This window comes from Azospirillum soli (assembly GCF_017876165.1).
In the GTDB taxonomy this organism is placed as follows: domain Bacteria; phylum Pseudomonadota; class Alphaproteobacteria; order Azospirillales; family Azospirillaceae; genus Azospirillum; species Azospirillum soli.
Window position 1 is genome coordinate 436,896 of sequence record NZ_JAGINQ010000002.1, and the last position, 24,473, is coordinate 461,368.

24 protein-coding genes and 1 tRNA gene are annotated in these 24,473 nt (G+C 67.7%); 15 read left to right on the forward strand and 10 right to left on the reverse strand.

Features of this window, described 5'->3' with window-relative positions; genetic code table 11:
- Positions 1–49 precede the first annotated feature (49 nt).
- The 8 genes from ccoG to J2852_RS05150 all read left to right on the forward strand — a co-directional run bounded on the left by ccoG (position 50) and on the right by J2852_RS05150 (position 8,973).
- Positions 50–1,573: a cytochrome c oxidase accessory protein CcoG gene (gene ccoG / locus J2852_RS05115; RefSeq protein WP_209871911.1), complete on the forward strand. Its 1,524-nt coding sequence runs from the start codon at positions 50–52 to the stop codon at positions 1,571–1,573.
- 47 nt (positions 1,574–1,620) lie between these two features.
- The gene (locus J2852_RS05120) at positions 1,621–2,139 is read left to right on the forward strand and encodes a FixH family protein (protein WP_246499294.1); all 519 of its coding nucleotides are present in this window, start codon (positions 1,621–1,623) and stop codon (positions 2,137–2,139) included.
- 15 nt (positions 2,140–2,154) lie between these two features.
- On the forward strand, positions 2,155–4,620 hold the full coding sequence (locus J2852_RS05125) for a heavy metal translocating P-type ATPase (RefSeq protein WP_209871916.1): 2,466 nt from the start codon (positions 2,155–2,157) through the stop codon (positions 4,618–4,620).
- Entirely contained in the window at positions 4,526–4,726 is a 201-nt protein-coding gene (gene ccoS, locus J2852_RS05130) for a cbb3-type cytochrome oxidase assembly protein CcoS (RefSeq protein WP_209871919.1), read from the forward strand. The genes J2852_RS05125 and ccoS overlap by 95 nt, the downstream gene beginning before the upstream one ends.
- Positions 4,727–4,909: 183 nt before the next feature.
- A complete protein-coding gene (locus tag J2852_RS05135) occupies positions 4,910–5,572 on the forward strand; it encodes a Crp/Fnr family transcriptional regulator (protein WP_343206681.1) in 663 nt (220 codons plus the stop codon).
- Between the two features lie 96 nt (positions 5,573–5,668).
- Complete coding sequence (locus J2852_RS05140; RefSeq protein ID WP_209871922.1) at positions 5,669–7,156, forward strand: ABC transporter substrate-binding protein; 1,488 nt, start codon at positions 5,669–5,671, stop codon at positions 7,154–7,156.
- 31 nt (positions 7,157–7,187) lie between these two features.
- Positions 7,188–8,135, forward strand: a complete 948-nt coding sequence (locus tag J2852_RS05145; RefSeq protein ID WP_209871925.1) for an ABC transporter permease — start codon at positions 7,188–7,190, stop codon at positions 8,133–8,135.
- 10 nt (positions 8,136–8,145) lie between these two features.
- Complete coding sequence (locus J2852_RS05150; RefSeq protein ID WP_209871928.1) at positions 8,146–8,973, forward strand: ABC transporter permease; 828 nt, start codon at positions 8,146–8,148, stop codon at positions 8,971–8,973.
- Positions 8,974–9,042: 69 nt separating this feature from the next.
- On the opposite strand, the gene J2852_RS05155 is transcribed toward J2852_RS05150, so the two are convergent.
- Positions 9,043–10,674, reverse strand: a complete 1,632-nt coding sequence (locus J2852_RS05155) for a hypothetical protein (RefSeq protein ID WP_209871930.1) — start codon at positions 10,672–10,674, stop codon at positions 9,043–9,045.
- Positions 10,675–10,960: 286 nt separating this feature from the next.
- Positions 10,961–11,461, reverse strand: coding sequence for a xanthine phosphoribosyltransferase (gene gpt / locus J2852_RS05160; protein WP_209871933.1), 501 nt, complete (start codon positions 11,459–11,461; stop codon positions 10,961–10,963).
- Positions 11,462–11,669: 208 nt separating this feature from the next.
- Between gpt and J2852_RS05165 the strand changes: the two genes are divergently transcribed.
- Positions 11,670–11,746 (forward strand) — tRNA-Arg (locus J2852_RS05165).
- 62 nt (positions 11,747–11,808) lie between these two features.
- Here J2852_RS05165 and J2852_RS05170 read toward each other — a convergent pair.
- Entirely contained in the window at positions 11,809–11,955 is a 147-nt protein-coding gene (locus J2852_RS05170; protein WP_209871936.1) for a hypothetical protein, read from the reverse strand.
- A 176-nt stretch (positions 11,956–12,131) separates the two neighbouring features.
- Between J2852_RS05170 and J2852_RS05175 the strand changes: the two genes are divergently transcribed.
- Together J2852_RS05175 and J2852_RS05180 are read left to right on the forward strand one after the other, a co-directional pair.
- Complete coding sequence (locus tag J2852_RS05175) at positions 12,132–12,407, forward strand: hypothetical protein (protein WP_209871939.1); 276 nt, start codon at positions 12,132–12,134, stop codon at positions 12,405–12,407.
- A gap of 325 nt (positions 12,408–12,732) precedes the next feature.
- Positions 12,733–13,278 carry a YgjV family protein gene (locus J2852_RS05180; RefSeq protein ID WP_209871942.1) on the forward strand — a complete coding sequence of 182 codons (546 nt, stop codon included), beginning with the start codon at positions 12,733–12,735 and terminating at the stop codon, positions 13,276–13,278.
- Between the two features lie 59 nt (positions 13,279–13,337).
- Here J2852_RS05180 and J2852_RS05185 read toward each other — a convergent pair whose 3' ends face one another.
- The gene (locus J2852_RS05185) at positions 13,338–13,850 is read right to left on the reverse strand and encodes a ferritin-like domain-containing protein (RefSeq protein ID WP_209871945.1); all 513 of its coding nucleotides are present in this window, start codon (positions 13,848–13,850) and stop codon (positions 13,338–13,340) included.
- A gap of 155 nt (positions 13,851–14,005) precedes the next feature.
- On the opposite strand from J2852_RS05185, the gene J2852_RS05190 reads away from it, so the two are divergent.
- Entirely contained in the window at positions 14,006–14,452 is a 447-nt protein-coding gene (locus J2852_RS05190) for a ferritin-like domain-containing protein (protein ID WP_246499295.1), read from the forward strand.
- Here the strand turns inward: J2852_RS05190 and J2852_RS05195 are convergent.
- The 5 genes from J2852_RS05195 to J2852_RS05215 all read right to left on the reverse strand — a co-directional run bounded on the left by J2852_RS05195 (position 14,449) and on the right by J2852_RS05215 (position 18,668).
- Entirely contained in the window at positions 14,449–14,640 is a 192-nt protein-coding gene (locus J2852_RS05195; RefSeq protein ID WP_209871947.1) for a DUF1289 domain-containing protein, read from the reverse strand. The genes J2852_RS05190 and J2852_RS05195 overlap by 4 nt on opposite strands.
- A 71-nt stretch (positions 14,641–14,711) precedes the next feature.
- Positions 14,712–15,245, reverse strand: a complete 534-nt coding sequence (locus tag J2852_RS05200) for a ferritin-like domain-containing protein (RefSeq protein WP_209871949.1) — start codon at positions 15,243–15,245, stop codon at positions 14,712–14,714.
- Positions 15,242–16,084: a 2-oxoacid:ferredoxin oxidoreductase subunit beta gene (locus J2852_RS05205; protein WP_209871950.1), complete on the reverse strand. Its 843-nt coding sequence runs from the start codon at positions 16,082–16,084 to the stop codon at positions 15,242–15,244. The genes J2852_RS05200 and J2852_RS05205 overlap by 4 nt, the downstream gene beginning before the upstream one ends.
- A 20-nt stretch (positions 16,085–16,104) precedes the next feature.
- Positions 16,105–17,826 carry a 2-oxoacid:acceptor oxidoreductase subunit alpha gene (locus tag J2852_RS05210; protein WP_209871952.1) on the reverse strand — a complete coding sequence of 574 codons (1,722 nt, stop codon included), beginning with the start codon at positions 17,824–17,826 and terminating at the stop codon, positions 16,105–16,107.
- Between the two features lie 161 nt (positions 17,827–17,987).
- Positions 17,988–18,668: a sulfite oxidase-like oxidoreductase gene (locus J2852_RS05215; RefSeq protein ID WP_209871953.1), complete on the reverse strand. Its 681-nt coding sequence runs from the start codon at positions 18,666–18,668 to the stop codon at positions 17,988–17,990.
- A 199-nt stretch (positions 18,669–18,867) separates the two neighbouring features.
- Between J2852_RS05215 and J2852_RS05220 the strand changes: the two genes are divergently transcribed.
- On the forward strand, positions 18,868–21,210 hold the full coding sequence (locus tag J2852_RS05220) for a mechanosensitive ion channel domain-containing protein (protein WP_209871955.1): 2,343 nt from the start codon (positions 18,868–18,870) through the stop codon (positions 21,208–21,210).
- Positions 21,211–21,311: 101 nt separating this feature from the next.
- A complete protein-coding gene (locus J2852_RS05225) occupies positions 21,312–21,779 on the forward strand; it encodes a low affinity iron permease family protein (protein ID WP_209871957.1) in 468 nt (155 codons plus the stop codon).
- 28 nt (positions 21,780–21,807) lie between these two features.
- Here J2852_RS05225 and J2852_RS05230 read toward each other — a convergent pair whose 3' ends face one another.
- On the reverse strand, positions 21,808–23,397 hold the full coding sequence (locus tag J2852_RS05230) for a response regulator (RefSeq protein WP_209871959.1): 1,590 nt from the start codon (positions 23,395–23,397) through the stop codon (positions 21,808–21,810).
- 322 nt (positions 23,398–23,719) lie between these two features.
- On the opposite strand from J2852_RS05230, the gene J2852_RS05235 reads away from it, so the two are divergent.
- Complete coding sequence (locus J2852_RS05235; RefSeq protein ID WP_209871961.1) at positions 23,720–24,448, forward strand: orotate phosphoribosyltransferase; 729 nt, start codon at positions 23,720–23,722, stop codon at positions 24,446–24,448.
- Positions 24,449–24,473 lie beyond the last annotated feature (25 nt).

Below are 24,473 nucleotides of genomic sequence, written 5' to 3' on the forward strand. Positions count from 1 at the left end.
CCCAAAGACGAAGGGCCAGAGAAGAAGGCCCAGAGAAGGAGGCAAGGTCATGACCACGACCACCGATGTCCAGCCGCCCCATCTGGAAACGCCGGAACCGCTGCCGCCTTCGCCGTCCGGGCCACAGAAGCCTCCCCGGCGCACATCGCGGTCGATGTACCTGAAGCACAACAAGGTCTATCCGAAGGCCGTCCACGGCACCTTTCGCCGGCTGAAATGGACGGCGCTGGCCGTGCTGCTGGCGATCTACTACGTGCTGCCCTGGATTCGCTGGGACCGGGGGCCGGACGCGCCGGATCAGGCGGTGCTGCTCGACCTCGCCAACCGGCGCTTCTATCTGTTCTTCATCGAGCTGTGGCCGCAGCAGATCTATTACCTGACCGGCGCCCTCATCCTGGCGGCGCTGGGCCTGTTCCTCGCCACCTCGCTGGCCGGCCGTGTGTGGTGTGGCTATGCCTGCCCGCAGACGGTCTGGACCGACCTCTACGTCTGGGTCGAACGGCTGGTGGAAGGCGACCGGAGCGAGCGCATCCGCCTCGACCAGGGCAAGTGGACCGCGCGGAAACTCGGCCGCAAGGCGCTGAAGAACCTGATCTGGCTGCTGATCGCGGCGGCCACTGGCGGCGCCTGGATCTTCTACTTCACCGACGCGCCGACCCTGCTGGGCGACATGGTCCGCTTCGAGGCGTCCTCGACCGCGCTCGGCTTCATCGGCCTGTTCACCGCCACCACCTATCTGCTGGCCGGCTTCGCGCGCGAGCAGGTGTGCACCTACATGTGCCCGTGGCCGCGCTTCCAGTCAGCAATGATCGACGAGGACAGCCTGATCGTCACCTATCAGGACTGGCGTGGCGAGGGGCGCGGTCCGGTCCGCAAGTCGCAGAGCTGGGACGAGCGCCGGGGCGAGGGGCTGGGCGACTGCATCGACTGCTTCAACTGCGTTCAGGTCTGCCCGGCCGGCATCGACATCCGCGACGGCCTTCAGATGCAGTGCATCGGCTGCGGCCTGTGCGTGGACGCCTGCGACGAGATCATGACGAAGATCGGCCGTCCCACCGGCCTGATCAAGTTCGACACCCAGACCAACCAGGTCGCCATCGCCACCACCGGAAAGCCGGCGCCCTACCGCCTGTTCCGCCCGCGCACGCTGATCTATTCGCTGCTGATGCTGGTCATCGGCGGCGCCATCGCGGTCGGGCTGGCGCTGAAGCCGGGGCTGGACATCAGCGTGCTGCGCGACCGCGCGCCGCTGTTCGTGGCGCTGTCCGACGGGTCGGTGCGCAACGCCTACACCTTCAAGATCTCCAACATGACCCGCGACCCGCGCGACTACACGCTGACCGTCGCCGGCCTGCCGGGAACCACCATCGCCGTCGCCGGCGAAGGGCAAGAGATCCAAGCCGTCCAGCAGCGCCTTTCCGCGCCGCCGGATACGGTCGCCACCTACAGAATTTTCGTGACAGCGCCCCGCTCCAGTTTGCAAGGCGCCAGTCAGCCCCTTACCTTTAGGCTAACCTCGGCCAATGGTGAGACGGCGACTTACGAGTCGGTCTTCATGGGGCCGGCCAACTGACCGAACGCACATCACCCTCTGTTGTAAAGGTCCACGAGACGATGACGATGTCCACCGACGCCGGGAACCGCCGCACGCAGACCACCGGGAATGGCCGCCAGCCCGGCTGGTACATTCCCTGGCTGTTCGTCGCCTTTTTCGGCGTGGTCGTCGCGGTCAACGCCGTGATGATGCACTTCGCCTTTTCGACCTGGACCGGCTTGCAGACCGAACAGCACTTCATCAAGGGCATCAAGTACAACGAGGACATCGCCGGCGCCCGCGCCCAGGCGGAGCGCGGCTGGAAGGTGGAGACCGAATTCACCTCCACCGACCCGCTGAAGGGCCTCGTTGCGCTGACCCTGCACGACAAGTACGGCAACCTGCTCCAGGGCGCGACGGTGAAGGTGACCTTCATCCGTCCGACCAGCCAGGGCAACGACGTGACCATGGATCTGCCGTATCTGGGCGAAGGCCGCTACGGCGCGCCGGTGGAGCTGGCGCTTCCCGGCCAGTGGGACCTCCGCGTGCAGATCGAGCATGCGACCGGCGACTACCAGGACGAAAAGCGCATCTGGATCAAGTAACCGAGGTCTGATGTCATGACCGTTTGCCTCCACTGCGGGCAGGAGCACGCGGAGGGCACCGGCACCACGGCCTCCGACGGCGCCGGTCCCTTCTGCTGCACCGGCTGTGCGGCGGCGTACGACCTCGTGCGCGGCCTCGGGCTGGAACGCTATTACGAGCGGCGTTGCGTCGATCCGTCCGCCCGGCCTCTGCGGCCGGACGAGGCCCCGGCCATCGACTATGCCCCGCACGCCAAGACGGCGGCGGACGGCACGGCGACCCTGCACCTGATGGTGGACGGGCTGCAATGCGCGGCCTGCGTCTGGCTGATCGAAACGGCGCTGGGGCGCCAGCCGGGGGTGACGCACGCGCGGCTCAACATGACCACGCGGCGCCTGACGGTGACATGGCGGACGGACGAGACCGACGCCAACACCGTCGTGGACACGGTCGCGCGCATCGGCTACCGCGCCGTCCCCTACGATCCCGACCGCCTCGGCACCGACCAGCAGAAGACGGAGAAGGAGCTCCTGCGGGCGCTGGCCGTCGCCGGTTTCGGCGCGTCCAACGTCATGCTGCTGTCGGTGTCGGTCTGGGCCGGTCACGCCACGGGCATGGGCTCGGCCACGCGCGACCTGATGCACTGGCTGTCGGCGCTGATCTGTATGCCGGCCATCGCCTACGCCGTGCGGCCCTTCGCGCGCTCGGCGTTCCAGGCGCTGCGGCGCGGGCGCACCAACATGGACGTGCCGATCACCATCGGCGTCTGCCTCGCCACGGGAATGAGCCTGTTCGAGACCATCAACAGCGGCCCGCACGCCTATTTTGACGGCGCGATGATGCTGCTGTTCTTCCTGCTGATCGGCCGCTACCTCGACCAGCGGGCGCGCGGCCGGGCGCGGTCCGCCGCCGAACAGTTGCTGGGCCTGCACGCGACCTCCGTCACCGTGCTGAACCCGGACGGGCGCAGCGCCATCGTCCCGCCCGAGCAGGTGGCCCCCGGCTCCACCGTCCTGATCGCGGTGGGCGAGCGCATTCCGGTGGACGGCCGCGTGTCCGACGGCGTGTCCGACGTGGACACCGGCCTCATCACCGGCGAGACCGTGCCCGGCACCGTGCGCCCCGGCGATCAGGTCTTCGCCGGCATGCTGAACCTGACCTCGCCCCTGCGCCTGACCGTCACGGCGGTGGGGGAGGGGACCCTGCTGGCCGAGATCGTCCGCCTGATGGAGGTGTCCGAGCAGGGCCGCGCCAAATACGTCGCCATCGCCGACCGCGTGTCGCGCCATTACGCCCCGGTCGTGCATGTGGCGGCGCTCAGCACCTTCCTCGGCTGGCTGTTCCTGATGGACGCGCCTTGGCAGGTCGCGCTGATGAACGCGGTCGCCGTGCTGATCATCACCTGCCCCTGCGCGCTGGCGCTGGCCGTGCCGGTGGTGCAGGTGATCGCCAGCGGCCGGCTGATGCGGCAAGGCATCCTGCTGAAGACCGCCACCGCGCTGGAACGATTCGCCACCATCGACACGGTGGTCTTCGACAAGACCGGCACGCTGACCGAGGGGCACCCCGTCCCGCAGCTGTCCGGCGTGGCCGATGACGACCTGCGTCTCGCCGCCTCGCTGGCCGCCGCCAGCCGCCACCCGCTGGCGCGCGCCTTGGCCCGCGCCGTTCCGGGTGCGGCGGTCGCCACCGGCGTGCGCGAGATCCCCGGCGCCGGTCTGGCGCTCGACACCGCCGAGGGCGAAATCCGCCTGGGCAGCCGCCGCTTCACCGGCGCGCCGGAAGCGACACAAGACGCCGCCGGCCCCGAACTGTGGCTCGCCAGGCCGGGCGCCGCCCCGGTGCGCATCACCTTCCTCGACGCGCCGCGCGCCGATGCGGCGGCGGTGGTCGCGGCGCTGAAGGCGCGTGGCCTCGACGTCCGGCTGCTGTCGGGCGATCGGCGCGGCGCGGTGGCCGCTGTCGCCTCCCAACTCGGCATCGCCGACTGGCGCGCCGAGCAGACCCCGGCTGACAAGACCGCCGTCCTGGCAGAGCTTGCCGCCGAAGGGCGCAATGTGCTGATGGTGGGCGACGGGCTGAACGACGCCCCGGCGTTGGCCGCGGCCTCGGTGTCCATGTCGCCCTCCACGGCGGTGGACGTCAGCCAGACCGCCGCCGACGTGGTGTTCCAGGGCCGCCACCTGCGCCCCATCGTCGAGGCGTTCGAGGTCGCCCGCCGCTCCGGCCGGCTGGTGAAGCAGAATTTCGGCATCGCGCTGGTCTACAACCTGTTCGCCGTGCCTCTCGCGGTGGCCGGTCTGTTGACTCCTCTGCTCGCCGCCTTGGCGATGTCGTCCTCGTCGCTTATCGTCATCGCCAACGCGCTGCGGCTCAGCCGGGGCGCCGTGGCCAAGGATCTGACCAATGACCGAGCTTCTGTATCTGATCGCGATCGCGCTGAGCCTGGGTCTTCTGGGGCTGGGCGCGTTCCTGTGGGCTCTGAAGTCGGGTCAGTTTGACGATCTGGACGGCGCCGCCCACCGCATCCTGTTCGATGACGAGGCGGCGCGCCCGCAGCAGCCCGTGCAGCCCGAGCGGGCGGAGCCCCCGTCGAAAGGTCAGTAGCCCCGCCGGTTTTATGACAAATCGGCAAAGGCTCGTGCGAGCACGGTTGCGAAACGGAACGATAATGACCATGATGTGACCCATGCACGGCTAGGGCTGGGTCATGCCATGCCACCCTTCGACATGGGTCGCGCCCGCGAAAAGGGCGCAACAAGCGAGATGAACCCCTGTGGGGCCTGTCCCGTGCGCAGCCTGACGGTCTGCGCCGCTTTGGACCCGGAAGAACTGCGCCGTCTTGCCGACATTCTCCAGACCGTCCGTGTCGAGGCCAGCCAGACCCTGTTCAGCGAAGGCGACGCCGCCGATGCGCTGTACAACGTCACCGCCGGCACGGTGAAGCTGTACAAGCTGCTGCCCGACGGCCGGCGGCAGATCACCGGCTTTCTGGTGACCGGGGACTTCCTCGGCCTCGCCGTGAACGAGAGCTACGCCTACACGGCGGAAACCGTCACCGGCTCGACCCTCTGCCGCTTCCCGCGCAAGAAGATCGACGCGCTGATGGACGAGTTCCCGAAGATGCAGCGCCGCCTCTTCTCCATGGCGTCGAACGAGCTGGCGGCGGCGCAGGACCAGATGCTTCTGCTCGGCCGCAAGACGGCGAAGGAGAAGATCTGCTCCTTTCTCCTGATGCTGTCCCAGCGCGCCGCCCGGCGCGGGCACAAGGAAAACCCTGTCTACGTGCCGATGAGCCGCGCGGACATCGCCGATTATCTGGGTCTGACCACCGAAACCGTCAGCCGCACCTTCACCCAGCTGAAGACCGCCGGGGTGATTTCCCTTCAGGAAGGGAACAAGGTCCTGATCGCGGACATGGACGCCATCTACGACATGGCCGAGGGCTGCTAAAGGGCGGGCCGCTTCCCGCCGCGAATTGGAAGCCTTGAACTTGGGCGCATCGCACCGCATCATCGCCCCCGCGATAAAAATGGGGGAGACGTTGCCATGCTGAACCGCGCGAAGCGCCTAGCGCTTGCCGCCGCCACGGCTCTGGCGCTGGTGCCGGGCGCCGCATGGCCGCAAGCCCGGACCGATCTTGTGGTCGGCATGCGGCTGGAACCGCCGCACCTCGACCCCACCGCCGGGGCCGCCGCCGCGATCGACGAGGTCACCTACGCCAACCTGTTCGAGCCGCTGACTCGCGTCAATGCGGACGGCAAGGTGGTTCCCGGACTGGCGCAAAGCTGGACGGTGTCCAAGGATGGGCTGACCTACAGCTTCCGCCTGCGTCCGAACGCCAAATTCCACGACGGCAGCGCGGCCGATTCGGCGGACGTGAAGTTCTCGCTGGACCGCGCCCGCGCCGCCGATTCGGTGAACGCGCAGAAGGCCTATTTCGCCGCCATCGACACGGTGGAGACACCGGACCCGCAGACCGTCGTGGTGACGCTGTCGCGGCCGGACGGGCTGTTCCTCTTCCACATGGCCTCGGGCGACGCCGCCATCGTGGCGCCGGAGACGGCAGCGACCAACAAGCAGACCCCGGTCGGCACCGGACCCTTCAAGTTCGAGCGTTGGGTGTCCGGCGACCGCGTGATCCTGGCCCGTAACCCCGCTTACGACGGCGCGCAGCCGGCGCTGGACCGCGTGACCTTCCGCTTCATCAGCGATCCGGCCGCCCAGGTCGCGGCGCTGAAGGCCGGCGACATCGACACCTTCCCGCAGTTCGACACCTACGAGGCTCTGCCGGAGTTCCGCGCCAACCCGGCCTTCATGGTCATGGTCGGATCGACGGAGGGTGAGACGATCCTCGGCACCAACAACGGCCGCAAGCCGTTCGACGATGTCCGGGTACGCCGTGCCATGGCCCACGCCATCGACCGCAAGACGCTGATCGACGGGGTCCTGTTCGGCAACGGTGCCGCCATCGGCAGCCACTTTCCGCCGCACCGCGCCGGCTATGTGGACCTGACGGGGATGTATCCCTATGACCCGGAGAAGGCCAAGGCGCTGCTGGCCGAGGCGGGCCACGCCGACGGGTTCGAGACGACGCTGAAGCTGCCGCCGCCGATCTACGCCCGCCGCTCGGGCGAACTGATCGCCGCCATGCTGGCCGAGGTCGGCATCCGCGTGAAGGTCGAGCCGATGGAATGGGCGCCGTGGCTGGAAAAGGTGTTCCGGGGCAAGGATTACGACCTGACCCTGATCGCCCACACCGAGCCGCTGGACATCGACATCTACGGGCGCCCCGACTACTACTTCAACTACAAGAGTGAGCGCTTCCTGAAGGTCGAGGAGGAGCTGAACCGCACCCAGGACCCGGTCAAGCGCGAGAAGCTCTACGCGGAGCAGCAGCAGATCCTGGCCGAAGACGCCGTCAACGCCTTCCTGTTCATGCTGCCAGCGGCCACCGTGCAGAACGCGAAGATCGAGGGCATGTGGCTGAACCGCCCGATCCAGGCCAACGACGTGACCGCCGTGCGGTGGAAGTGACGGCGCGAGCCTTGCGCCGGGAGAGACCCGCGTGCTTGCCTTCCTCGTGCGCCGGCTGCTGACGCTGGCGCTGACCGCGTGGCTCGCCACGATGGTCGTGTTCGCCGTGCTGGAGGTGGTGCCGGGCGATCCGGCGCTGCTGATGCTCGGCACCCAGGCGCAACCCGACACGCTGGCGGCGCTCAGGGCCCAGATGGGCCTCGATCAGCCGATTCCGGTGCGTTACCTGCGCTGGGTCGGCGGGCTGCTGACCGGCGATCTCGGCACCAGCCTGACCTACGCCCGCCCGGTCGCCGATCTGGTCGCCGAGCGGCTGGCGATCACTTTGCCGTTGGCCGCCATGGCGCTGGTTCTGTCCGCCGTCATCGCCATCCCGCTGGGGCTGACGGCGGCGTCCCGCCATGGCCGGGCGGGGGATTGGGCGGTCATGGCCTTTGGACAGGTCGGGATCGCGGTGCCCAGCTTCTGGTTCGCCATCCTGCTGATCCTCGGCTTCTCGGTCAAACTGGGCTGGTTTCCGGCCGGCGGCTTTCCCGGCTGGCAAGCCGGCGCGGGGCCGGCGCTGAAGGCGCTGCTGCTGCCCGCCGTTGCGCTGGCCTTGCCGGAAGCCGCCATCCTGGCCCGCGTCACCCGCTCCGCCGCCCTGGACACACTGCGCGAGGATTACGTCCGCACCGCCTGGGCCAAGGGGCTGCGGCGGCGGACGGTGCTGATCCGGCACGTGCTGCCGAACGCGCTGATCCCGGTCGCCACCATCCTGGGCCTGCAATGCGCCTTCCTGATCGCCGGGGCGGTGGTGGTGGAGAACGTCTTCACGCTGCCCGGCCTCGGGCGGCTGCTCTATCAGGCCATCGGCCAGCACGACCTGATCGTGGTGCAGAGCGTCGTCGTCCTGCTGGCGATGAGCGTCGTCGTCGTCAACGCCCTGGTCGATGTCGCCTACGCGGCCATCGATCCGCGCCCGAGGGTGCGGACATGAGGGTACGGACATGAGGCGCCGCGTGCCCGTCAGCCTGATCCTCGGCGCGGTCATCACCGCCCTGATCCTGGCCGTCGCCCTGCTATCCTTCGTCTGGACCCCGTTTCCGGCGGAGCAGATCCGCGTCGTCGCCCGGCTTCGCCCGCCGGGGCCGGAGCATTGGCTGGGCACCGACCACTTCGGCCGGGACGTGCTGTCCATGATCATGGTGGGCGCCCGCAACTCGCTGGCCGTCGGCGCGGCGGCGGTGGCGCTCGGCGCCGCGGTCGGGGTGCCGCTCGGCCTTGCCGCCGCCAGCTGGGGCCATTGGGGGGACGAGGCGGTGGCCCGGCTCGGCGACCTGCTGTTCGCCTTTCCGGCGGTGCTGACCGCCATCCTGCTGACCGCCGTTCTCGGCGCCGGGGCGGTGAACGTCGTCCTGGCGCTGGGCGTCTTCAACGCCGCCGTCTTCGCCCGCGTCACGCGCGGGGCGGCCTTTTCCGTCTGGCGGCGGGAGTTCGTGCGGGCGGCCCTGGCGCTTGGCCGAGGCCCGCTGTCCGTGACCATCATCCACGTGCTGCCGAACGTGGCCGGGGTGGTGATCGTGCAGGCGACCGTCCTGTTCGCCGTGGCCGTGCTGAACGAGGCGGCGCTGAGCTATCTCGGTCTCGGCATCCAGCCGCCGTCGCCGTCCTGGGGAAAGATGCTGGGCGACGCCCAGACCTTCCTGTTCACGGCCCCCTTGCAGGCCGTCTTTCCAGGCGCGGCCATCGCGCTGTGCGTGCTTGGTCTCAACCTGCTGGGCGATGGGCTGCGCGACGTGCTCGACCCGCGCCACCGCTCGGCACCGGTCATCTGATGCGCGCGTGACTTGACGCAAGCGGGCGCGGCTTGTGTCAAGTGGTTGGCTCGCCTATTGGCCGGTCTGTCAACCCGCCCCGTTGCGGGTCTTGTCGGACAGCTCGATCAGGTCCATCAGCTCGTGGCTTTTCCAGTAGCGGGACTTGCCGACCTCGGTCCGCGCGGTGGCGATCAGGTCGTCGATGATCGCCCGCTCCTCCGGCGACAGGTCCGGGCCACGCTCCAGCCGGTGGGTGAGCAGGCGGGTCATGTTGTGGCTGGAGGGCGGAATCCAGCCGCTGATCCGCTGGCCGAAGACGGTGCTGAAGCCATTGATGCGCAGCAGATGCTCCATGCGCTCGTCGAGGGATTCGGTGTCCTCGAACTTCATGGCCTTTTCGACGTTGGCGCGCATCTCCTCCAGCAGCGTCTCCCGCCACTTCACGAGGTCGTAGGTCTCAAAGCCGAAGTCGCGGGCCAGCCCATGCCACTGCCACAACAGGCGGTTCAGCCAGATCACGTCGCCATGGTCGATGACCGACTGGCGGCGTGCGGCGGCGGCCTGTCCGGACCGCTCCATGGCGACCCCGGCGACGCGCGCGCCGATGATCTTGCTGGCCGACTGCCACGCGTTGCGGAAGGTCGGCTCGCTGCGCCGGTCTTCCATCAGGCCGGACGCGGTCACGGCTTCAATCAGCTGGCCGAGCCGCTGCATCAGCCCCTCGACGCGAGCCTTTTCCTTGGCGCTCGGCCGGATGGGGGAGCCGGGGACGCGCTCGTTCAGCTTCAGGATGGCGGTCAGCGCGGCGGTCAGCGCGCGGGTCGTGCCGAGGAAGTGGGCGGTCAGCGTGTCGGTCACCGGGTTGCCCCGGCCCGGATCGACGCCGCTCTGCCGGATGTACAGCGCCGCCACAGCGTAGTTACGCTTCACGTTCAGGACGGACAGCGGCAGCAGCAGCGCGAAATCCTCATGCCCGCGGAAACGCTCCGCCAGTTCGGCGGTGCCGTTCATCAGCGTGTCGGCCATGCGGTCGCGCTCCCAGCCGGAGGAGCTGTTCGCGGGGAAGCCCTCCAGCCGCTCGCCAATCAGGCGCGCCGATCCCTCAGCGTGGGCCAGGATGTCGCGCATCAACTGGACGGTGTTGGACTCAAAATGGGGCGCCTTGTCGAGGAAGGCGGACAGCAGCCGGGTGCGGCGCGGCCGGTTGCGTGACAGGGCGGTGAGGGTCTCTTCCAGCGCCTTGCGGTTGGCGAGCACGGCGTCCAGATGCTTCACCGCCGCCGCGCGCATCCGTTCCTTCAGCGCCGCCGCCTCCGGGGAGCGCAGCGCCCGGTCGATGACCTCGCCGCGCGCCATCTCGTCCAGTCTCTCCTGCGCCTCGACGGCCAGCAGGGGGAAGGCGTCGCGGCTCAGCACTTCCCATAACGCGCCGACATCCACCCGCTGCACCATGCCCGGCACGCTGACGCCGCCGTGGTACAGCACGTCGTCGTCGGTCAGGAAGGCTTCGAACAGGTTGGTGAACAGGCGCCGGGCGCGGTTGGTGCGCTGGCGGTTCAGATACTCGATGACGTACTGGCGGACGAGCTGGACGCGCTCGGCCGGCTCCCCGTCCATGCCTTCGATTTCGCTCAGCAGGGCGTAGACGAAGCTGGCGGGCAGCCGCGTGACCAGCTCGTTGATCTTTTCCCGAAGGGCGTTTTCGTTTTCGTCGTGCATCGAAGGCGGTCGCGCGAGTGAGATGCGTTGCACCACCTTTATGGCGTGTTGAAGGTTAATATTGCCGTAAAGAAAAAAAGCGGCGCCCCAGGCGGAGCGCCGCTTTTCTCATGGCAGAAATGCGCGGGATTAAAGCGGATTTCAATCCGCTCTGGGCCGCTCATGCGGCCGATGCCCCGGCCTCTCGCGGGAACGCAGTTCCCGCTGGCGGCAGGCGGATGCCTATGGCATCCGCTGAGAGCTGGCGAATGAAGCCATATAAGCCTGAAGCGGGCGTCAGCCCGTTTCAGGAGCCGCGATGCTGCTTGGCGATGGGCTGCGAGAACTGCAGCTCAATGTCCCAGGGGAAGTGGATCCAGGTGTCCTGGCTGACTTCCGTGATGAAGGTGTCCACCAGCGGACGGCCGGCGGGCTTGGCGTAGACGGTGGCGAAATGCGCCTTGGGCAGCATCTTGCGCACGACGATGGCCGTCTTGCCGGTGTCCACGAGGTCGTCGATGATCAGCCAGCCCTCGCCGTCGCCGGCGTTGGCGCCCTCGACGCCCTTCAGGACCATCGCCTCGCGCTGGTTCTGGTGGTCGTAGCTGGACACGCAGACGGTGTCGATCAGGCGAAGCTCCAGCTCGCGCGCGATGATCGCGGCCGGGACCAAGCCGCCGCGCGTCACGGCGACGATGCCCTTCCACGGACCCTTGTCGATCAGGCGCCAGGCCAGAGCCTTGGCGTTGCGGTGCAGCTCCTCCCACGACACGGGGAAGTGCTTCTCGAAAGGAACGGCTTTGGCCACGGTCTTGGACTCCGGTAGAGACTAAGGGCCGCTTATAGCGCAAGCCATGTGCGCGGGCAATCGGAGGGCCGGAGGCTTCCTGAAAAGGCCACGGAGCGGGGGGACGAAAAAGCGTCAAAAAAGGGCTTGCGGGGGCATAGGCTTTTGAGTAAGTTGCGCGCCTCGACGCGGACGGCCAAAACCACCGCCGAGACAGTACAAGCAGGATGCGCCCGTAGCTCAGCTGGATAGAGCACCAGACTACGAATCTGGGGGTCAGGAGTTCGAATCTCTTCGGGCGCGCCATCCTTCTTCCGGTACACAAAAAAGCCGCCGCAAGGCGGCTTTTGTGCTTTCCGGCACTTGCGTCAGTGCCGCTTGCCCTTCGGCTTCCGTTTTGATTTTGCCGCCGGTTTGGTCATGGCTTTGGCCATGGCCGCCTGATTGCGCTTGGCCGTGGCCGAAATCATGCCGGTCCAAAAGCCGACCGCCTGATTTGCCGCGCGGTTCGCCATGGAAAGCCAGAGGCTGCGGGGACTGCCCTTCATCGAGATCCTCCTTTCGGTTCACCCCGACAACAGCGCTCCACCCCGAACGGTTCACTCCCATCCCGCCGTTGCCGGGCGCTGTGATGCGCGCAAGTCTCAAGGGCCGAAATCGAAAGAGCCATCGCAATCGAAAGGGGATAGGCATGCCGCCGACCGAACGCGCCAAGACGTTGAGCCGGAAGCTGCGGGCGCGGTTTCGCATCGACCTGTATTCCTGCGTGGCCGAGCGGGACTTCGAACGCCAACTGGCCGACGCGATCCGGTCCGCCGAGGAGGCCGCCTTTCACCGTGGGCAGGAGTTCTTGCGCCAGCGGTTGGAGCGGGTTGCGCGGGAATGCCGAGCTGATGGACGCGATTTGGCGGAGGGCATTGAGACGGCTTTGCGGGGATCGCCGGAGGAGGGGGAACAGGCGGCCTGATGCGGCTAACCCGGCTTTTTGCACAATGTGAATGCCTCTCCATCGTCATGCCCGGCCTTGAGCCGGGCATCCACGTCTAGGCAGGACGTTCGGCCGTGGCCGTGGATGCCCGTTTCAAGCACGGGCATGACGTTGAAAAGAGCAGCGTACGAAAAAGAAAAGCCGCTCTAACCCGTTGCCGCATCGAACATTTCCAGATGAAAATACGGCAGGATAGCTGTCTGATCTTGGTCACACCGCGATTCAGATCCGGTTAACCATGCCCGCCTAGGGTCGGGCGCCTTTGCTGCACCGCGGCATTTCCGCAGATCAAAGGCGACCGACCATGGTGTTCCTGTTCGACTACCTGCCGACTCTGTCCCTCGTTGCGGTGACGGGTCTCGCCGGTCTGGCGTTTGGCACCCTGTCCACGCTTCTGTCCGACCGGCGGATGATCCTGGCCGCGCAGGCGGCGGCCGGTGCGCTGTTCGTAATTCACTTCCTGTGCCTGGGCGCGCAGACGGGCATGCTGATGTGCGCGCTGGGTCTGGTGCAGCTTGCCACGGCTTATCCGGAAAAGCGTCCGCGCTGGCTTGGCGTCGCGTTCGCGCTGACCGTTCCGGCGGCGCTGGCGGTGGCCGCGCTGACCTGGCAGGGGCCGATGTCGGCCCTGTCGGCGGCGGGCTTCGTGTTGAGCACGATCGGCCGCTGGCAGAGTTCGGTTGGGACGATGCGGATGTTTTTCCTGACCGCGACGGTGGTCGGCGCCGGGCACAACATCCTGGCCGGCTCCGCCTTCGGGCTCGGCTCCGACGCGCTGGCACTGTCCGGCCACCTGTGGAGCCTGTGGCGCGACCGCGCCGAGGAACGTCGCCTCGCCGTGGCCGCCTGACGCGAAGGGTTCAAGGGAGGCAATGCCTCCCTTGGTTCCCGGTTTAACGGCTCCTGGTTTTAGCGTTTGGCTTCCGCCACGCCGGCCGTTTCCTTGCGTTCCAGATAGGTCTTGGTCAGCTGCGGCAGGCGCTGTTCCAGCCAGCCGGCCATCTCCAGCTCCTCGTTCAGGCTCTGCTGGAGCATCCGGGCAATCTCGGGCTCGCCGACCTGTTCGGCCGCCGCGATGAGCGAACGGTAGTTGGCGATCTCGAAATGCTCGAACGAGTAGTTGAAGACCGCCGCCTTGACGATCTCGTCACTGGTTATGATGCCGGACAGCGATTGGGCGTTGCCGATCAGCATGGCGACGCCGGTCTTGATGGCCGAGGTGTCGGTGCCCAGCCGTTGCAGGCACTGTTTCAGGCGGTCGGCCTGCCGGTTGGAGACCTCGATGTGCTCCTGCACCTTGGCGAGCACCTCGGGGTAGTTCTTGATGCGCTCGGCCTGCCGTTCCAGCATTTCGACCGCTTGGCTTTCCATCGCGTAGGCGTCGCGCAGCCAGTCGGTCAGTGTGTCCTTGCTGTTGGCCACGTTGTCTCTCCCTCGTTTCGAAAGCGGAACGCTGTTTGGTGCGTCCGTTCCGAACAACAGGGGCCGTCCCATTCCGTTGCCGTAGGGTACAAAGGAACCTTCGGCGCGGCCGGGGGTTGTCCGATCGAACGGGCAGGATGCCAGGGAGGCCGGACATGATGGGCAAGGACGAGATCGTCGATACGCTCAACGATCTCATTCGCATCGTCGAGGACAGCCACGAAGCCTACCGCCAAGCGGCGGAAACGGCGGCGGAGGACGATCTCAAGGCGCTGTTCAACGACTTGGCGGCCCAGCGCGGCGCCATCGTTCGCGAGCTGCAACGGCTGGTCGCGGAGCAGGGCGGGGCGCCGGACATGGGCGGCACCGTGCTGGGCGGCGCGCACCGTTTCTTCCTGGAACTGAAGTCCACCGTGCTCGGCCACGACCGCGCTGCCATCCTGGGGGAGGTGGAGCGGGGCGAGTCCGAATGTGTCCGCCGCTACGACGAGGCGCTGGCGAAGGAACTGCCGCTGCCGATCACCGCCGTCGTCGCGCAGCACCTGGACCGCATCCGGGTGGACCGCGACCGCATGGCCATGCTGCGGGGGGAAGTTGCTTAAGCGTTGGCGGCCCGGCGAACCTCAAGCTCGGCCAGCAGGGCGCGCTTGTCGGCCGGTTCCATGCCTTTCCACGCCTTGATTTCCGCCAGCGTGCGCAGGCAGCCCAGGCAGTGGGAGCGGTTTTCGGTGAGCTTGCAGACGCTCACGCAGGGGGACGGAACGGCATCGGTTTCGGCATCGGCGGACATACGGACTTCCAAAAAAGGAAACGGGGCGGCCATGCGCCGCCCCGTCCTCTAACACCGGGTCTGGACCGGTCTCAATCCGAAATGTTCGGTGGGTCGGGATCGTCGTCCCAGCCTTCCTTCGGCGCCGGGTAGCGTTCCAGCCATTGGCGGACCAGGGCGACGTGGCCGGCTTCCTCCTCCGCGAACTCGCGGGCGAGGCGGGCGACCTCCGGGTCTTTGGTCTCGGCCGCGACCGAAGCGTAGTACTTGTTGCCCTGCGTTTCGCTGAGCAGCGCCATCTTCAGGGCATGGTGCGGCTGCATCAGATAGTGCGCGTGCTCGAAGCTCGCGGCCTCCGGCGACTCGTTGGTCGCGTCCCACTGGAACTCCCACGGGGCGACCTTCGGCAGAGGGCCATGCTTCTCGGCGATCTGCCGCACTTCCTCGGCATGCTTGCGCGAGTAGACGGCGAGGTCGCGGAACAGCTTCGCGACGTCCACATTGTTGTGGGCTTCCATGCTGTCGGCCAGCTCCACGTAACGGTCGGCGGCCTCGTTCTCCAGCTCCAGGGCGTGGGCCAGGAACAGGCCGACGTTGGCGGCGCCGTTCAGAACCGTCGTCTTCATACCGCGAAGCCCTCCTCGATCTGGGCGATGGTGCTGGTCACAGCCGACCCGGGTTGGAACGGCCGGCGGTTGCCGGCGAGGAAGATGCCGAGGCCGAAACCGTCGTCTTCCAGCACGGCGCGCATCGCCGCGTTCGGATCGTCGGTCGGCTCGCGGCCGTAGGGGTGGACCGTGCTCTTCCAGCCGCGCTGTTCCGGGCGGAAGGTGACGCAGGGGCTGAGGACGTGGATCACCGAGAAGCCGGGGTGCTTCACGCCCTCGACGATCAGGCGCGCCACCTCGTTCGGGTCGCCGGAGAAGCCGCGCGCCACGAAGTTTGCGCCGCAGGCCAGCGCCAGCGCGACGGGCTGGATCGGGTTCACGCCCGGACCTTCCGGAGTCAGCTTGCTCTCGCACCAGTCGGCTTCGGTGGTGGGGGAGGCCTGGCCCTTGGTCATGCCGTACACCTGATTGTCCATGACGATGTAGGTCATGTCCACGTTGCGCCGGCAGGCGTGCAGGAAGTGGTTGCCGCCGATGGAGAAGCCGTCGCCGTCGCCGCCGAAGATCAGCACGTTCAGTTCGGGCCGGGCCAGCTTCACGCCCGACGCCACCGCCAGCGAACGGCCGTGCACGGTGTGATAGCCGTAGACGCTGGTGTAGGCGGGAATGCGCGACGAGCAGCCGATGCCCGACACCACGACAGTGTTGTGACGCTCCATCCCCATGTTGGCCATGGCGCGGGTGATGCCGGCCAGCACGGAATAGTCGCCGCAGCCGGGGCACCAGATCGGCTTCACGTCGGACTTGTAGTCGTGCGGCGTGGGGGCCGGCACGTTCTCGGTCAGATGCGTATCCATGGTTTTCGTGCTCCGGCCGGTCAGATCAGGGAAACGAGCGTCTCGTGCACCTCGCGGGCGCGGATCGGCAGCGGGCCGGGGCGGCTGAACACCGACACCTCGCCCGGCAGGTCGTAATGCGCCCGCAGGAACTTGTGGAACTGGGCGCCGTGCGTCTGCTCGACGACCAGCACCTTCGTCACCCCCTTCAGCGCCTCGGCGAGCTTGGCCGGCTGAACCGGGAAGATCAGGCGGATGGCGACCAGACGGGCCTTCCTGCCGGCGGCCTCCAGGCGGCGCACCGCCTCGCGCGACGGGCCGGTGGAAGACCCCCAGGTGACGACGGCGATCTCGCCCTCGCCCTCGATGTCGGCCCAGGCGTCGCCGAACTCGTGGCTGGTCAGCTTGCGCAGGCGCTTGTCGAGCTGTTTCTGGTGGTCGGACGCCTGCGAGGAGGGCAGGGCGTTCTCCGCATGCTCCAGGCCGTCGGCGGTGTGCTCGCCGCCCGGCATGCCGGGGATCGCGGCCGGGGAGACGCCGGACTCGGTGTTGGCGTAGCGCTTGTACTTCTCGCCGCCGCCGAGGTCGGTCGCCAGCAGGCGTTCCGCCTTGTGCGGGGCGTCGGCCGGCTTGTCGATGATGGCGCGCGACTGGCCCATGGCCTGATCGGACAGCACGATCGCCGGGGTTTGCAGCGCCTCAGCCAGATGCACCGCCCATTGGGTGGTGAACAGGCAATCGCCGATGGAGGTCGGGCCGACCACCAGATGCGGCGCGTCGCCGTGCAGGCCGTAGACGGCGATGTTCAGGTCCGACTGCTCCGACTTGGTCGGGATGCCGGTGCTCGGGCCGCCGCGCTGCACGTCCACGATGACCACCGGGGTTTCCGACGCCACGCCCAGGCCGATGCATTCGGTCATCAGCGACAGGCCCGGACCGGCCGTCGCGGTGATCGACGGCACGCCGGAGAAGGAGGCGCCCAGGCACATGGCGATGGAGGCCAGCTCGTCCTCCGCCTGCACCAGCTTGCCGCCGGTCCTGGCGAGGTTGGGGGCCAGCCATTCCAGGATTTCGGTCGCGGGGGTGATCGGGTAGGCGGCGCAGAACTTCACCCCGCCCTTCAGCGCGCCCAGGCCGGCGGCCTCGTTGCCGGAGATGTTCCAGCGCACGCCGTCACCCCGGTTCGGGGCGGCGAGTTCCAAGTCCAGGCCCCAGCCGGCGGCTTCCTTGGCACCGGCGTCGATGCCGGCGCTGGACGCCTGGACGGCGGCGTCGCCCTTCTTGCCCAGCGCCTTCCGGATCACGGCGTCGATGCCGGCGCGCGGCAGGCCGATGACGGCCGCGACGGCGCCCAGGCCGACCATGTTGACGCGCCCGCCGGGGATCTTCGCGGCCAGTTCCTTGATCGGCAGCTCGATTTGCTTGGCGCCGCTGGCCGCCAGCACTGCCGGCACCTCGCCCTGGCTCGGGTCGGTGACGATGACGCTCTTGTCCGACAGGGGAAGCTCGGCCGCGAAACGCTCGACGTTCTGCCAGTCGAAGGCGACGATCAGGTCGAAGCGGTCGCCGGGACCATGCACCGGGGTGGGCGACAGACGCACGAGGGCCGCCGCCTCACCGCCGCGGATCTGCGGGCCGGTGGAGCGCGACATCAAACCGTACCATCCCACATTGGCGGCGGCATCCAGCAGCATCTGTCCGGCGGTCATCGCGCCGGCGCCACCGCTGCCCACCAGGGCAATCGTGACCGAGTCCACTGTCATAAGGTTCATCCCCCCTGCGTCCGAAAGTGAGTCGCCCGACGGACATACCGCTTATTCAGCTTTGCGGAACAAGGGAATGATCTGGCGCAAGCCCCAACCTCAAGGAAGCGAATTGCCGCAGGGCCGCGGCCAATCCGCCGTGCCGATTGAGTGTTGCCGCGCTACTCGGAATAGCGTTCTTCCTTCCAGGGATCGGCCTCGTTGTGGTAGCCGCGCACCTCCCAGTAACCGCGCCGATCCTCTGCAACCAGTTCGAGGCGCTTCACCCATTTGGCGCTCTTCCAGAAATACAGCTTGGGCACGACGACCCGGACGGGACCGCCGTGGTCGCGGCTGATCGGCTGGCCTTCCCAGCGGGTGGCGAGCAACGCGTCCTCTTCGGCGAAGGCGTCCAGCGGCAGGTTGGTCGTGTAGCCGTCCGACGAATGGCAGACGACGAAGCGCGCGTCCGCCTTCGGCTTCACGATGGCCAGCAGATGGCGGGTGCTGACGCCCTCCCAATGGTTGTCGTAGCGCGACCATGTGGTGACGCAGTGGATGTCGGAGACGAAGCGTTTCTGCGGCTGGGCCTGGAAGTCCTCCCAGCGCCACGCGATCGGGTTCTCGACCAACCCGTCCACGGTCAGGGTCCAGTTCTCCGTCGTCACGCGCGGCACGATGCCGAGGTCGAGCACCGGCCAGTCCTCCACCAGCCGTTGGCCGGGCGGCAGCCGGTCGCGCGCCGGGTCGGCCGTCGTGCCGGTCAGACCCCGGCCCTCGCGCGCCCACGTCTCCTTGGTGGCGACGAGCTTTTCGCGAATCGTTCCGTCCTTCCCGATCTCGTCCTCGGTCTCATCGGCCATGGCGTCCTCGCGCTGCGCAGTGATTGGGGACACGGATGAACGCAGGTTAGCACAGATGATCGTGCCGGTTTTCCCCAAGGACACGGTGACTGCGTCCAGGTCGTCTCAAAAAGGTTTGAAAGGCCTCGGGTTGGCAAGCGGAAGGGGGCGGGCTACCTTCCCTGTCCCGCGAGATACTGAAAAAACGGATAGGACACGGATGCTTCGCGCACGCACCCCCTGGCTGGGTGGGTTGGGGATCGGCGGGTTTGCCGCCATCCTGCTGCTTCTGGTCATGAGCCTTGCCGTGCCAGCGCTGGCCGCCGGTCCGGTACCCAGCGCACCGGTCGGCATGCCGACGGCTCCGGCGCCGGCCGCCGAACCGGCCGCTTCGGCGGAGCCGACGGCCGAGCAGCTGGCCGCCATGGTCACGACCCTGGAGGACCCGGCCGCCCGCGCCCGGCTGGTGGAGCAGCTGAAGGCGCTGATCGCGGCGCAGAAGGGGCTCGACCAGGCGAAGGCCGAGGAAGTGGCGGTGGAGTCCCTGCCGGAAACCATCGGCGCGCGGGCGCTGTCCTTCCTGGCGGAACGCATGGACGTGCTGAGCCACCAGCTCGTCCAGGTCGCCAACGTGTTCAAGGATCTGCCGGGCGCCGCCGAGTGGCTGCAACGGCAGGTCGACGATCCCTCGGCCCGCGACCGCTGGGCGCAGATCGGCATCCAGCTCACCATGATCCTGGTGGCCGGCGGCATCATCGAACGCTTCGTCATGTGGCTGCTCGCCCGCCCGCGCCGGGCGCTGGCCGCGCGCGGGGCGCCGAACACGCTGGTTCGGGTGCCGCTGCTGTTCGGCCGCGCGCTGCTGGAGCTGGCGCCCATCGCCGCCTTCATCGTCGTCGGCTACGGCATACTGTCGGTCAGCGAGCCGGGGCCGCGCGTGCGGCTGGTGGCGCTCGCCATCATCAACGCGACGGTGATCCTGCAGGTGCTGCTGGTCGTCGTCCGCATGGTCATCGCCCCGGACGCGCCGAACCTGCGGCTGATCCGCATGGGCGATGCCAACACCGTGCGGCTGTACGTGTGGATTCGCCGTCTCGCCGCCGTTGGCGTCTACGGCTACTTCATGGCCGAGGGCGCCTATGTGCTGGGCCTGCCGCTCGGCGCGTACGGGGCGCTGCTGAAGCTGCTCGGCCTCGCGCTGGCCGGCATGCTGATCGCGCTGATTCTCCAGAACCGCCGCACCGTGGCCGAATGGATGCACGGCAACCCACTGTCCGGCGACGGCGATCCCGTGTCGACGGAAGCGCGGGAGGCCGACGGGCAGGGGGCCGTGCTGCGCTCCGCCCGGCGGCGCTTCGCGGACATCTGGCACGTGCTGGCCATCATCTACGTGGTGGTGACCTTCGGCGTCTGGGTGCTGAACGTCTATGGCGGGTTCGAGTATCTGGCGCGGGCCACCGGCACCACCATCGCCGTGGCGGTGGTCGCGCGGCTGCTGGTCAACGGCATCAACCGGGCGTTGCGGCGCGGCTTGCGCATGGGGGCCGAGACGCAGGCCGCTCTGCCGCAGTTGCAGGAGCGTGCCAACCTCTACATCCCGATCCTGCACCGGGTCGTGAAGACGGTCATCTGGGTCGTCGCCCTGATGATGATCCTCTACGGCTGGGGCATCGACACGCTGGCCTGGACCGAAATCCCGCTCGGCCGGCGCATCGTCGGCAGTGCTGTGTCCATCGCGCTGCTGCTGGTCGGCGCCGTGGTGGCGTGGGAGATCGTCAGCGCGCTGATCGAACGCTTCCTGGCCTCCACCGACCGCAACGGCACGCGCATCGAGCGCAGCGCGCGGGTGCGCACGCTGCTGCCGCTGCTGCGCAACGCCTTCCTGGTGGTGCTGGTCACCATGGTCTCGCTGATCACCCTGTCGGAGCTGGGCGTCAACATCGCGCCGCTGCTGGCCGGTGCCGGTGTGGTCGGTCTGGCGGTCGGTTTCGGCTCCCAGACCCTGGTCAAGGACATCATCACGGGCCTGTTCATCCTGTTCGAGGACAGCATCTCCATCGGCGACGTGGTGGATGTCGGCGGCGGGCATTCCGGCGTGGTGGAGGCCCTGTCCATCCGCTCCATCCGCCTGCGCGACGCGTCCGGCGCGATCCATTCGGTGCCGTTCAACTCGGTCACCACGGTCAAGAACATGTCGAAGGACTTCTCCTACGCCCTGTTTGAGGTGCGCGTGTCCTACCGCGAGGACCCCGACCGCGTGATCGCGGCGCTGAAGGAGATCGGCACCGGCCTTCAGACCGACCCGCAGTTCGCGCCCGACATCCTGGTGCCGCTGGAGGTCATGGGCCTGGACAAGTTCCAGCAGGACTCCACGCAGCTCATCACGGCGCGTTTCAAGACCCGCCCGACCAAGCAATGGGGCGTCTCGCGCGAGTTCAACCGCCGTATGAAGAAGCGTTTCGACGAACTGGGGGTCGAGGTCCCGACCGGCGCCATGCAGCTGGTCGTCGGCAGCGGCCATCCGGACCGCGCGCTTGCCGAGGCCCTGAGTCAGGGGTCCTGAGAGCCAGGGCTCCTGATTACCCCTTTCGCGCGGACCGGGAGAAACATTTGAGGCTGTGCAGTGTTTCCGGTGTGTGAGTTCACACCGGAAAGCACCGCGTCATGTTCCACGCCTTCTTCTTCCGCTTCGCCCGCTGGACGGAGCGTCAGACCGGACGCCCCGGAGCCTTCGTCCTGGCGCTCGGCGTGGTCATCCTGTGGGCGGTGACCGGCCCGCTGTTCCATTTCTCCGACACGTGGCAGCTGGTCATCAACACCGGGACGACCATCGTCACCTTCCTGATGGTGTTTCTGATCCAGAACGCTCAGAACCGCGACACCCAGGCGGTGCAGCTGAAGCTGGACGAGCTGATCCGCGCCACCGAGGCGGCGCGCAACAACCTGATCAACCTGGAGGAACGGTCCGAGCAGGACTTGGCGAGGGTGAAGAACGGCTTCGAGAAGATCGCCGCCAAGACCGCCGACTGCCTGGAAAGCGAGATCGAACGCAAGGTCGAGGAGGAGGTGGAGGAGGAGTTCGAGGAGCGGGGGCTGACGAAGAAGGAAACCTCTCTTTCTCCAGAGAGGTGAGGGCCAGAGAGGTGAGAGTTTATGAGCATCACGCCGCAGGTTCGAGCACGCCTTCGCGCGACAGCACGGTGACGAAGGCATCGACCACGCGCGGGTCGAAATGTTTGCCGGCCTCGGCGCGGATCAGGTCCATGACGGCGTCGAGGTCCCACGCTTCCTTGTAGGGGCGGCGGTGGAGCAGCGCGTCGTAGACGTCGGCCACGGCGACGATGCGGCCGGACAGCGGGATGGCGTCGCCCGACAGGCCCTTGGGGTAGCCCGAACCGTCGAACTTCTCGTGGTGGCTTTCGGCGATCTCGGCGCCCAGCGTCAGGTAGCTGCGCCCGCCGACCGCGCCGGAGGCGTCGCGCAGGATGCGCCCGCCGATGGAGGCGTGCTCGCGCATCTGGCGCATCTCGTCGGCGTCCAGCTTGCCGGGCTTGCGCAGGATGCTGTCGGGGATGCCGACCTTGCCCACGTCGTGCAGCATGCTGGCCATGCCGATCAGCTCGCAGAACTGGTCGTCCACCAGCGTGCCGAAGGTGTCGCACGCCTGAAGCTCCCGCGCGATGGCGGTGGCCCAGCGGCCGATGCGCTTGACGTGGTCGCCGGTGACCTCGTCCTTGTATTCGGCCAGCTTGCCCAGCGCGTGGACGGTGGCCGCCTGGGCCAGCCGAAGCTGTTCGTACAGGAAGACGTTGTCGAAGCCGACCGCGACCTTGCCGCAGAAAATCTCGACCAGTCGCCGATCCATGTCCGACAACGGACCATGGCCCCAGATGGCGATGACGCTGGGCGTGTGGTTGCGCGAGCGAAAGGCCACGACGCTGTAGTCGTCGCGGTAGACGCTGCGCTGGTTACGGAGCGCGGTCTGAACGTCGCTGAACACGGCCTCGTGCACGACGGCGCGCACCGGACGGCCGACCGCCCCCTGGAACAGGCCGGAGGCGGCCAGCACCTCGGCGTCGAAATGGCCGTCGTACTCGTCGTCCCGCAGGGTGCAGAGGAAGGAGCCCTGCGCGCCCGACAGCAGCGAGCCCATCTGGTGCACCACCCCCTCCACGAACTGCTTCAGCGAGCGCTGTTCGAACAGGGTGGCGGCGGCGTCCACGATCTTTTCCAGACCCTGGCGGCTCTGCTCGATGGTGGAGATGTGCTGGTAGGAGCGCAGCGCCGCCACCGTGGCGGTGAACAGCTTCTGCGCGGTCAGCTCGCTCTTCGCCTTGTAGTCGTTGATGTCGTAGGCGACGATGACCTGCCGCTCCGGCGCTTGGCCCGGCTGGCCGGTGCGCAGGATGATGCGGACTTGGCGGTTGCCCAGCTCCTCCCGGATGAAGCGGACGACGCGCAGGCCGGCGTCGTCGGTCTCCATCACCACGTCCAGCAGGACGGCGGCGATGTCGGCGTGGGCCTTCAGCAGCTCGCGCGCCTCGGCGCCGGAATGGGCGGATAGGAATCGCAGGGGGCGGTCGTCGAAGATGACGTCGCCCAGAACCACGCGGGTGATCGCGTGCACCTCGTAATCGTCGTCGACGATCAGGATTTTCCAAGGCGTCGCCGCGCGCCCGTTGGGCGTGGAGTCCTTTGCATCCTCATCGGCGAACAGCAGGTCGTCGCTGTCGTCCTGGATGTCCGCCATGAATGCTGCTCCCGCCTGCCCGGTTCCGAACGCATATGCACACTCGCGAACCATTTTTCCGCTTGGCACGCGACGATTGTCAACCATTCCCAGGTGCGACACGTAGGGCGCGCAACGTTCCGCTGCGTCGGATGTTGTCCCGGCGTCGGCAACGAACGCGCGCGCGACGTTCGGGGTACCGCCAAAGCTTGTTCGTTCAAGCGGGTGGGGGGATTGCGGCAATCGTCCATCGGCGAGTCAATCAGGGGACAAAGCCGACAGAGCACCCTGCCCGAATGGGGCGCCGTCTCATCACGACAGAGGCATCACGAAGGGGGAAGGCATGATTCCGGACGCCTGGGACATCGAGTCGCGCGAAGGGGCGCTGACCGTGGCCCGTCACATCATCGAAACGGGATGCGTCCGGTACGATCCGGACCATCTGTGCAGTCACGGGTCGGGGCTGGTCAGCCCGGTCCATGTAGAGGGGCGTCGCCTGCTCTCCTACCCGGCGGTGCGCAACGAGGTGCTCGACTTCGCCGTGCGCATGATCGAGCAGGAGGTGGGCGCCCGCGAACTGGACGCCATCGCGGCGGCGGAAGGGGCGGGTGTGGCCTGGGCGACGCTGATCGCCGACCGGCTGGACCTGCCGGTCATCTTCGTACGCAAGGAGCCGCCGGAAGGGCAGGAGTACAAGCACCGCATCGAAGGCCGGGTTGAGCGCGGCTGGCGCGTCCTGCTGGTCGAACAACTGGCCACTGACGGGCACCGCAAGGTCCGCTTCGCCGCCCCGCTGAAGGAGGCGGGCTGCGACGTGCGCGACCTGTTCGTGCTGTTCCAGTACGGGATCTTCGACGAGATCCACGAACACCTCGCCCCGCTCGGCATCACCATGCACGCGCTGGCGACGTGGTGGGACGTGCTGGAGATGGTCAACCAGGGCCATTACCTGGACGGCGAGGCGCAGGGCGAAATCCACGCCTTCCTCCACGACCCCAAACGCTGGACCGCCAAACATCAGGGCGCCGAGCACCAGGGGAAGGGAAAAGGGAAGGGGAAACGGGTGGCGTAACGAAAATCCCCCTCTCCCGCCCCTG

Coding starts and splice junctions, on each gene's coding strand:
- ccoG (WP_209871911.1), top strand. CDS start 50: ATGACCACGACCACCGATGTCCAGCCGCCCCATCTGGAAACGCCGGAA.
- J2852_RS05235 (WP_209871961.1), top strand. CDS start 23,720: ATGATTCCGGACGCCTGGGACATCGAGTCGCGCGAAGGGGCGCTGACC.
- J2852_RS05210 (WP_209871952.1), bottom strand. CDS start 17,826: ATGACAGTGGACTCGGTCACGATTGCCCTGGTGGGCAGCGGTGGCGCC.
- J2852_RS05125 (WP_209871916.1), top strand. CDS start 2,155: ATGACCGTTTGCCTCCACTGCGGGCAGGAGCACGCGGAGGGCACCGGC.
- J2852_RS05150 (WP_209871928.1), top strand. CDS start 8,146: ATGAGGCGCCGCGTGCCCGTCAGCCTGATCCTCGGCGCGGTCATCACC.
- J2852_RS05190 (WP_246499295.1), top strand. CDS start 14,006: ATGATGGGCAAGGACGAGATCGTCGATACGCTCAACGATCTCATTCGC.
- J2852_RS05225 (WP_209871957.1), top strand. CDS start 21,312: ATGTTCCACGCCTTCTTCTTCCGCTTCGCCCGCTGGACGGAGCGTCAG.
- J2852_RS05155 (WP_209871930.1), bottom strand. CDS start 10,674: ATGCACGACGAAAACGAAAACGCCCTTCGGGAAAAGATCAACGAGCTG.
- J2852_RS05170 (WP_209871936.1), bottom strand. CDS start 11,955: ATGGCGAACCGCGCGGCAAATCAGGCGGTCGGCTTTTGGACCGGCATG.
- J2852_RS05200 (WP_209871949.1), bottom strand. CDS start 15,245: ATGAAGACGACGGTTCTGAACGGCGCCGCCAACGTCGGCCTGTTCCTG.
- ccoS (WP_209871919.1), top strand. CDS start 4,526: ATGACCGAGCTTCTGTATCTGATCGCGATCGCGCTGAGCCTGGGTCTT.
- J2852_RS05120 (WP_246499294.1), top strand. CDS start 1,621: ATGTCCACCGACGCCGGGAACCGCCGCACGCAGACCACCGGGAATGGC.
- J2852_RS05230 (WP_209871959.1), bottom strand. CDS start 23,397: ATGGCGGACATCCAGGACGACAGCGACGACCTGCTGTTCGCCGATGAG.
- J2852_RS05215 (WP_209871953.1), bottom strand. CDS start 18,668: ATGGCCGATGAGACCGAGGACGAGATCGGGAAGGACGGAACGATTCGC.
- J2852_RS05205 (WP_209871950.1), bottom strand. CDS start 16,084: ATGGATACGCATCTGACCGAGAACGTGCCGGCCCCCACGCCGCACGAC.
- J2852_RS05220 (WP_209871955.1), top strand. CDS start 18,868: ATGCTTCGCGCACGCACCCCCTGGCTGGGTGGGTTGGGGATCGGCGGG.
- J2852_RS05180 (WP_209871942.1), top strand. CDS start 12,733: ATGGTGTTCCTGTTCGACTACCTGCCGACTCTGTCCCTCGTTGCGGTG.
- J2852_RS05175 (WP_209871939.1), top strand. CDS start 12,132: ATGCCGCCGACCGAACGCGCCAAGACGTTGAGCCGGAAGCTGCGGGCG.
- J2852_RS05195 (WP_209871947.1), bottom strand. CDS start 14,640: ATGTCCGCCGATGCCGAAACCGATGCCGTTCCGTCCCCCTGCGTGAGC.
- J2852_RS05140 (WP_209871922.1), top strand. CDS start 5,669: ATGCTGAACCGCGCGAAGCGCCTAGCGCTTGCCGCCGCCACGGCTCTG.